The organism is Bradyrhizobium sp. P2_E8, assembly GCF_056403875.1.
Genome location: NZ_JBFUES010000278.1, coordinates 1 through 7,815, shown reverse-complemented (window position 1 = coordinate 7,815; position 7,815 = coordinate 1). Strand labels below are relative to the sequence as shown.

Here is a 7,815-nt window from a genome sequence, read left to right as displayed (position 1 = left end):
TCCTTGATCTCCTGCGCCCAGATCGTCGGGAAGCCGCGGATCGCGTCCGATCCAGAGGCGGCCCCGGCGACCACGGCCGCCCCCTTCAACAGCGTGCGGCGGCTCAGCTTTTTCTGCCGTACGTCCCTGGTCTCCGACGGATCGGCCGCGGATGTTCCCTTGTCCCTGTCAAGCATGGCAACCCTCGTTGGCTACAATGAACGCTCGCACCGGTCGCCATTGACCGGCTGCGGAATTGATCAGTTGCGCGTGAGGCTATGGGCGGGATTTTGCGAAGTAAAATTGGAAGTAAAAATTCGCGATATAAGGGGGGCTAATGGTTCGGGCGGCTGCATTTGCTTTTGGCAGCACGCATAAGAAGGCGTCAGGACGTGCATACAAGACGGCGAATTCAACGCGGCGGGCTTTTCCACGCAGCACGTGCGACAGGGCTTGCGCTGCTCGCTGCCGGAACATCGTGCGCGGCGCATGCCGGCGCGGTGTCGATCGCGCCTGCGGGGCTGCAAGCGATCGGTACCATCGATCCCCGCTTTCAGTCCTACAACATCGAGATGGTGGAGGTGACCGGCGGCCGGTTCTGGAAGCCTTATCCGCAGACGATGCGCGCGCCGGCCGACACGGATCGCTACAGCTACAGACCTCCGATCGATCTCGGACACACGCGTCTGCGCAAGCTCGCGGCGGCGTTGGCGCCGGCGTATCTGCGCGTGAGCGGCACCTGGGCCAATGCGACGTTCTTCGCCGACATCGAGCGTGCGCCGACCGCGCCGCCGCCGGGATTCAACGCGGTGCTAAGCCGCGCGCAGTGGCGCGGCGTCGTCGACTTTGCGCGCGCGGTCGATGCGGAAATCGTCACCTCCTTTGCCATCAGCCCGGGCAGCCGCGATGCGGATGGCCTTTGGAGGCCGGATCAGGCGCAACGGCTGATCGACTATACGCGTTCGCTGAGCGGCCACATCGCCGCCGCCGAATTCATGAACGAGCCGACGCTCGCGGCGACGAACGGCGCGCCGCCCGGATACGATGCGAAGGCTTATGTCCGCGATGTCGGGATCTTTCACGAGTGGATGCTGCGCGCCGCGCCGGGGACGCTGATCGTCGGACCAGGCTCGGTCGGCGACACCGCTTCCGCCGACGCCTCCGGCCTCCGCACGCGCGACCTGCTCGCCGCCTCGGGCTCCGCTGTCGATCGCTTCGCCTATCATCACTACAACACGATCTCGCCGCGCTGCGGCGGCAGCGATGAGCCGGCAGGCGCGCTGTCCGAAGCGTGGCTCGCCCGCACCGATGCCGCGCTATCGACTTACAGATCGCTGCGCGACGAATTCGCGCCGGCCAAGCCGATCTGGCTGACGGAAACCGCCGACGCCGCCTGCGGCGGCAATCGCTGGGACAAGACTTTCCTCGATACGTTCCGCTATCTCGACCAGCTCGGACGCATGGCCAAGGCGGGCGTTCAAGTGGTGATGCACAACACGCTGGCCGCGAGCGATTACGGATTGCTGGACGAGAAGACGTTCCGCCCGCGGCCCAATTATTGGGGCGCGCTGCTCTGGCACCGCCTGATGGGAACGATCGTGCTCGACGCGAACGCAGTCGCCGCGCCAGATCTCCATCTCTACGCGCATTGCCATCCGGGCATGCGGGGCGCCGTGTCCGTGCTTGCGATCAACGCGTCGCGGCAAGCACCATCCACCCTGACGCTGTCACACCCCGTCGAGAGTTACACGTTGCATGCGACGCAGCTGCAAGACGCGACCGTGCAGTTGAATGGCAAGACACTCGCGCTGAGTGCTGATGACGAACTGCCCCGACTTGGGCCGCGCGCAACACCCGCGGGAGCGATCCGGCTTGCGCCGGCGACCATCACCTTCCTGGTGTTTCCGGCGGCCGCGAATCGTGCCTGTAGTTAGCCGCCCTCAGGATTTCAGCGCGTCGCGCGCCGTCTCCGGCGCCATCAGAGTCGCTATGATCGTGATGATCGACAGCGCGATGATGTAGACCGACACCGCCCAATACGAGCCGGCCCAAGCGAGCAGCGCGGTTGCGATCAACGGCGAGAAGCCGCCGCTGAGCGCGGCCGCGACGTTGGCACCAAGTGATGCGCCGCTGTAGCGCACCTGGGTGCGGAACAACTCCGGCATGAACGCGGCCTTCGGTCCGAACAGCAGCGCATGCGTCAGCGTCATCGTGACGACGAGCGCGAGCGTGATCAGCGCCGGATCCCTGGTGTCGAGGAACCAGAACAGCGGAAACGCCAGCGCCACCGAGAACACGCCGCCGGCGAGATACAGCGCCTTGCGTCCGAAGATATCGGACAGCCAGCCTGCAAGCGGCAATGTGGCGAATTCGACGATCGCGGCATAGACCACCGCATCCAGGATCACCTGGCGCGGCAGGCCGAGCTTTGTCGTGGCGTAGACCACGGTGAAGACGGTGAGGAGATAGGCGAGCCCGACTTCCGAAACCGTGATGCCGACCGCCAGCAGGAAGCTGTGCCAGTCCCGGCGAAGCACTTCCCATACCGGCTGCGCCAGCACCTCCTTGCGCTCGACCACCTCCTTGAAGTGCGGCGTCTCCGCAAGCTTGAGCCGCACGATGAAGCCGACACCGACGAGCACAATGCTGATCAGGAACGGCACGCGCCAGCCCCAGCTCAGGAAGTCGGCCTCAGGCAGCTTCGTCATCAGGGCGAAGATGCCGGTGGATGCAGCAACGCCGACAGGAAAGCCGATCTGCACCAGGCTGCCGTAGAAGCCGCGGCGATTGCCGGCATGTTCGATCACCATGACGACCGCACCGCTCCATTCGCCGCCGAGCCCGATGCCCTGGACGAAGYGCAGGATGATGAGCAGGATCGGCGCCCAGACGCCGATCTGGCTGTAGGTCGGCAGGCAGCCGATCAGGAAGGTGCCGAGGCCCATCGCGATCATGGTCGCGACCAGCATCGTCTTGCGGCCGAGCCGGTCGCCATAGTGCCCGATGATCGCGCCGCCGATCGGCCGCGCCACGAAGCCGACCGCATAGGTCGAGAACGCCGCGAGCGTGCCGACGAACGGATCGAAGCTCGGAAAGAACAGCTTGTTCAGCACCAGCGCCGCCGCCGTGCCGTAGATCAGGAAGTCGTACCATTCGATCGCGGTGCCGAGCGCGCTCGCCCACACCACATGCGCCGTCGTCGATCTCTCCGCCGCGCCGGAGACCCCCGTTGCTGCCGTCATTCCATGCCCCAAAGATTCCCGGAGCATCATGGCCAATCGCGATGGCGGTTGCAACCTGCGGGGGTGTTGCCACTGGCGATGACCACAGCGCGAGATGATGGCGCGCAACTGCATCAACACCGTCATTGCGAGGAGCCCTCGCGACGAAACTGCCTCCACGGAGAAAGTCTGGATTGCTTCGCTGCGCTCGCAATGACGGGTGTTGAGGCGGTTACGGTTCCCGTCGTCCGCCAGCACAGCGGAACCTTCCAGGCTATTATTCGCTATTGACAAACTAATTCGCTAATATCTAATTTGCTGCTACGATAATCGGCCGCGCAAAGCGGCCCACAAAAGAGAGGGAACGACGATGAGAGGGTTTTTGGCCTGCGCCATGCTCGCGGCCATGACTTCGGCTGCCATGACGTCCACCGCGATCGCGCAGGTCTCCGACGATGCGGTGCGGATCGGCGTGCTGACGGATCTGTCGAGCTGGGGCCGCGACAACAGCGGGCCGGGGTCGGTGGAAGCCGCGAAAATGGCGGTCGAGGAATTCGGGCCGACCGTGCTCGGCAAGCCGATCGAGATCATCAGCGCCGACCACCAGATGAAGACCGACGTCGGCGTGCAGATCGTGCGCGGCTGGTTCGACAACGGCAAGGTCGACGCCGTCGTCGACATTCCCAATTCCGGCATCGCGATCGCCGTCCACAACATGGTGCGGGAGCGCAACAAGATCGCCCTGCTCTCCGGTCCCGGCGCGAGCTCGCTGACGGACGAGCTGTGCAGCCCGAACACCGTGCATTTCACCTACGACACCTATGCCCTGTCGAAGGTGACCGCCTCCGCCGTGATCAAGGAGGGCGGAAAATCCTGGTACTTCGTCACCGCCGACTACGCCTTCGGCCAACAGCTCGAGAAGGACGCCACGCGCTTCATCAACGAGATGGGCGGCAAGGTGCTCGGTGGCGTGAAGCACCCCACCAATACCGCGGACTTCTCGTCCTTCGCCCTCCAGGCACAGAGCTCGAAATCCGACGTCGTCGCCTTCGCCAATGCCGGCCAGGACACCGACAACGCCATCAAGCAGTCCGGCGAGTTCGGCCTGGTCCAGGGCGGCCAGAAGCTCGTCGGCCTGCTGATGTTCGACACCGACGTGCACGCAATCGGCCTCAAGGCCGCGCAGGGCACCTACATGACCACGGCCGCGTACTGGAACATGGACGAGGCAACCCGCGCCTGGTCGAAGAAGTTCTACGAGCGCACCAAGGTGATGCCGACCATGATCCACACCGGCGTCTACGGCTCGGTGCTGCATTACCTGAAAGGCATCAAGGCGGCCGGCACCGACGATCCCGCCAAGGTGATGGCCAAGATGCGCGAGCTGCCGATCGAGGATATCTTCGTCCATGGCGGCAAGTTGCGCGAGGACGGCCGCGTCATCCGCGACATGTATCTGGCCAAGGTGAAGTCGCCCGAGCAGTCAAGGGAACCCTGGGATTACCTGGAGATCATCAAGACGGTGAAGGGCGAGGACGCCTTCCGTCCGGTCTCCGAGTCCAAATGTCCGCTGCTGAAGAAGTGAGGCCCGCATGACCGGCAACGACGCAGTTGAGACTTACGAGTGCGATGTGCTCGTCGCCGGATCGGGCGCCTCCGGCATGTCGGCCGCGATCACCGCGCGCTATCGCGGCCTCGACGTGCTGATCGTCGAGAAGGAGCCGCGTTTCGGCGGCACCACCGCCCGCTCCGGCGGCTGGCTCTGGATCCCCGGCACCTCGCTGGCGAAGGCCTATGGCATCGAGGAGACGCCGGAGCAGGCCCGCACATATCTGCGGCACGAGGCCGGCAACAATTTCGACGCCGCGCGCGTCGATGCGTTCCTGAGCGCCGGTCCCGAGGCGGTGGATTTCTTCACCACCAAGACCGCCCTGCGCTTCGACATGCCCCTGGTGTTCCCGGACTATCACGCCGAAGCGCCCGGCGGCGCGCAAGGCGGCCGCTCCATGGTGACGCGCCCGTTCGACGGCCGCGAGCTCGGCGAGCAGATCAAGACGCTCGGCATGCCGCTGCCCGAGCTGACTGTGTTCGGCATGATGTTGGGCTCCGGCAAGGAGATCATCCATTTCATGCGGGTGACGAAATCGCTGACCTCCGCGGTCTATGTCGCAAAGCGCCTGTCGCGGCATCTGATGGACGTGCTGCGCTACGGCCGCGGCATGACGCTGACCAATGGCAACGCGCTGGCGGGGCGGCTGGCGAAATCGGCGCTCGATCTCAAGATTCCGATGTGGCTGTCCTCTCCCGTGCGCGAGCTGACGGTCGAGAGTGGCACTGTCACCGGCGCCGTCGTCACCCGCGACGGGCGAGATATACGCATTCGCGCAAGACAAGGCGTCGTGCTCGCCTGCGGCGGCTTTCCGCATGACGTCGAACGCCGCAAGAAAATGTTTCCGCATGCGCCGACCGGCAACGAGCACTATTCGCCGGGCCCCACCGGCAACACCGGCGACGGCTTGCGCCTTGCGGAAGGCGCCGGCGGACATGTCGAGGACCGTCTGCCGAATGCCGCGGCCTGGGTGCCGGTGTCGCTCACCACGCGCAAGGACGGCTCGAAGGGCGTGATGCCGCATTTCATCGACCGCGCCAAGCCCGGCGTGATCGCGGTGATGCGCGACGGCAGGCGGTTTGCCAATGAAGGCAATTCCTACCACGACTTCGTCCAGGCCATGGTCAAGGCGGCCAAGCCCGGCGAGGAGATCGCGGCCTTCCTCGTCTGCGATCACAAGACGCTGCGGAAGTACGGCCTCGGCTGCGTGCCGCCCTTCCCGATGCCAACCGGCCATCACCTCAAGACCGGCTACCTCATGCGCGGCGACACGTTAGAGGCGCTCGCGGCGCAAGCCGGCATCGACGCCACGGCGTTCGCCGCGACCGTCAGGCAGTTCAATGCGACCGCGCCGCTGGGACACGATGCCGCCTTCGGCAAGGGCTCGAAGGCCTACAACCGCTACCAGGGCGATGCGCTGCACGGCCCCAATCCCTGCGTTGCACCGATCGAGAACGGCCCGTTCTACGCCATCAAGATGGTGATCGGCGACCTCGGCACCTATGCCGGCATCGTCACCGATGAGAACGCGCGGGCGCTCGATGCCGAGGGCCGCGTCATTCCCGGGCTCTACGCCGCCGGCAACGACATGGCGAGCATCATGGGCGGCAATTATCCCGGCGCCGGCATCACGCTTGGGCCGGCGCTGACCTTCGGCTACATTGCCGGCCGTCATCTCGCCGACAGCGCCGCCAAGCGCAACGCGGCGTAAGCATACGCCAGGAGGCGCATGAAGAGAGAAAGCCGCGGCATCCAGTCGATCGAGGTCGGCGGAGAACTGCTCCGCGCCCTCGCCCGCAGCGGCGAGCCGATGATGCTGCGCGACCTCGCGCGCGAGGCCGGCATGACGCCGGCCAAGGCGCATCCTTATCTGGCCAGCTTCTCCCGCATCGGGCTGATCGAGCAGGACGAGACCACCGGCCGCTACGAGATCGGCGCGCTGGCGCTGGAACTCGGCCTCATCAGCCTGCGCCGCCTCTCCGGCGTGCGCATCGCCGGACCAAAGATCGCGGCGCTTGCGAGCCAGATCGGCCACGCGGTCTCGCTGGCCGTCTGGGGCACGCATGGTCCGACCGTGGTGCAGTTAGAGGAGCCGGGCCAGCCGGTGCACATCGTAATGCGGGCCGGCTCGGTGATGGCGCTGCTGGAGACCGCGACCGGCCGCGCCTTCGCGGCCTTCCTGCCGGAGAAAACCATCAATGCCGCGCTCGAAAGCGGCCTCGACCGCCACGGCGTCGGTTACAATCCGAAGCGGGCGGTGAAAGGCGCGAAGGTCACCGACATGCTCGCTGAAGTCCGCAAGCACGGCCTCGCCCGGGCGCTCGGCGATCCCCTGCCCGGCGTCAATGCATTCTCGGCACCGGTGTTCGATCACGCCGGCCATGTCGCGCTGGTCATCACCGCGATGGGACCGGAAGGCACGTTCGATGCGCGCTGGGACAGCCCGATCGCGCATGCCTTGCGCGACTGCGCCGGCGTCATCTCGAAGCGGCTGGGCTACGGGATCACGGTTGCGGCGGAGTGAGGCCTCGCAGCCCGACACAAACACCGCTGTCATGCCCCGCGAAGGCGGGGCATCCAGTACGCCGCGGCCTATCGATTCAAACACGACCGTCTCGGAGCACTGGATCGCCCGCCTTCGCGGGCGATGACAGCGAGTGTGAGACGACTTCGCCCTCCTACTTCTCCTTCACCGGCACCGTGTAGTTCAGGATCAACCGGCCGCCGTCCGGATAGATCGTCTGCCCCGTGATGTAGGACGCATCGTCGCTGGCGAGGAACGCCACGACCGAGGCGACCTCGCTCGGTTCGCCGCCGCGGCCGGCTGGCGTGCGTGACATCACGGTCTTGCGGGCATCCTCCGAGGTGTAGATGGAAGACGCCACCATGTCGGTCAGGATGGTGCCCGGCCCGACCGCCACGACGCGGATGTTGTGCGGGGCCAGCGCGACGGCAGCAACCGAGGTGAGCTGCTTCATGCCGCCCTTGGAGATGGCATAGGTCGCA

Annotated in this window: 7 protein-coding genes; 4 read left to right on the top strand and 3 right to left on the bottom strand. The window is 65.8% G+C overall.

Going from position 1 to position 7,815, the window contains the following annotated elements:
* Positions 1-176, bottom strand: a 176-nt coding sequence (locus AC1D00_RS17180) for a twin-arginine translocation signal domain-containing protein (protein ID WP_477011492.1), incomplete at its 3' end; no start/stop codon positions are given.
* A 195-nt stretch (positions 177-371) separates the two neighbouring features.
* Here AC1D00_RS17180 and AC1D00_RS17175 point away from each other — a divergent pair.
* A complete protein-coding gene (locus AC1D00_RS17175) occupies positions 372-1,913 on the top strand; it encodes a glycosyl hydrolase family 79 N-terminal domain-containing protein (RefSeq protein WP_477011491.1) in 1,542 nt (513 codons plus the stop codon).
* Positions 1,914-1,919: 6 nt separating this feature from the next.
* On the opposite strand, the gene AC1D00_RS17170 is transcribed toward AC1D00_RS17175, so the two are convergent.
* Positions 1,920-3,221: an MFS transporter gene (locus AC1D00_RS17170; RefSeq protein WP_477011490.1), complete on the bottom strand. Its 1,302-nt coding sequence runs from the start codon at positions 3,219-3,221 to the stop codon at positions 1,920-1,922.
* Positions 3,222-3,570: 349 nt separating this feature from the next.
* Here AC1D00_RS17170 and AC1D00_RS17165 point away from each other — a divergent pair, with 349 nt between their 5' ends.
* Genes AC1D00_RS17165 through AC1D00_RS17155 form a run of 3 tightly spaced genes read left to right on the top strand, consistent with a single transcriptional unit; the run spans position 3,571 to position 7,333 of the window.
* Positions 3,571-4,785: an ABC transporter substrate-binding protein gene (locus AC1D00_RS17165; RefSeq protein WP_404553463.1), complete on the top strand. Its 1,215-nt coding sequence runs from the start codon at positions 3,571-3,573 to the stop codon at positions 4,783-4,785.
* A 7-nt stretch (positions 4,786-4,792) separates the two neighbouring features.
* On the top strand, positions 4,793-6,520 hold the full coding sequence (locus AC1D00_RS17160; protein ID WP_477011489.1) for an FAD-dependent oxidoreductase: 1,728 nt from the start codon (positions 4,793-4,795) through the stop codon (positions 6,518-6,520).
* Between the two features lie 18 nt (positions 6,521-6,538).
* The gene (locus AC1D00_RS17155) at positions 6,539-7,333 is read left to right on the top strand and encodes an IclR family transcriptional regulator (protein ID WP_477011488.1); all 795 of its coding nucleotides are present in this window, start codon (positions 6,539-6,541) and stop codon (positions 7,331-7,333) included.
* A 154-nt stretch (positions 7,334-7,487) separates the two neighbouring features.
* Here AC1D00_RS17155 and AC1D00_RS17150 read toward each other — a convergent pair.
* On the bottom strand, positions 7,488-7,815 hold a 328-nt coding region (locus tag AC1D00_RS17150; RefSeq protein WP_477011487.1), incomplete at its 5' end, for an SDR family NAD(P)-dependent oxidoreductase.